At 47.9% G+C, this 639-nt stretch carries 1 protein-coding gene; it reads right to left on the bottom strand.

The features are described from left to right. A partial coding sequence (locus DMP08_RS12300; protein ID WP_211328441.1) for a transposase occupies window positions 1-639 on the bottom strand: 639 nt, incomplete at both ends.

Genomic DNA, 639 nt, shown 5'->3' with positions numbered 1-639 from the left:
CGAAGTCGCTCATGCGTCCAAAGTTTCTTGCCATCTTTTATGGTGAATTCTCTTAAGAACGAATCCCATCTTGTGCACCATGCGTTGTATTCAAGCAACCATGCTGTGGCAGATTCAATATCTTTAGCATCTTTAAGTTTGTTGGCGATACCCAAAAGCTCAATTCCTGCTTCGAGCTTGGGTTTTAGGGTTGTACAGCGTTTTATTTGATTAGCTACATGAAACGTACAGCGCTGTATGCGGGTTTGTGGCCACACGATAGAGGCTGCTTTAGCAAGACCATAAGAGCCATCGGATACGAGCATCGTCGGTGCTTCCATGCGCATCATAAGAGCTGCCCAAGCAGCGGCACACTCACTTTGGGCTAAATGCCATCCAACTACATGCCCATTTGCTACAGCAATAAGCACAACGGCATGTCGTCGCATCCAGATGCCATCAAGAAACACAACGTCGTGAACCTCGCCTGTAAAAGGAGCAATTGGCCAGAGGCTCCACACCCAAGCAGTCTTGCGCCAAAACGTCGATCTACTCATCTTCAATTCTGCAACGGCATCTTTTGAGAAGAGCCACCTGAGAAATATCTCAAGCGTTTTGGCGGTGTTGTCTATCGTGCGAATCGAAGATGCCCCACAGCTG

This window comes from Paraeggerthella hongkongensis (genome assembly GCF_003726035.1).
GTDB classification, from domain to species: Bacteria; Actinomycetota; Coriobacteriia; order Coriobacteriales; family Eggerthellaceae; genus Paraeggerthella; species Paraeggerthella hongkongensis.
The sequence above is the reverse complement of the archived record's forward strand: the minus strand, read 5'-3'. Positions and strand labels throughout refer to the sequence as shown.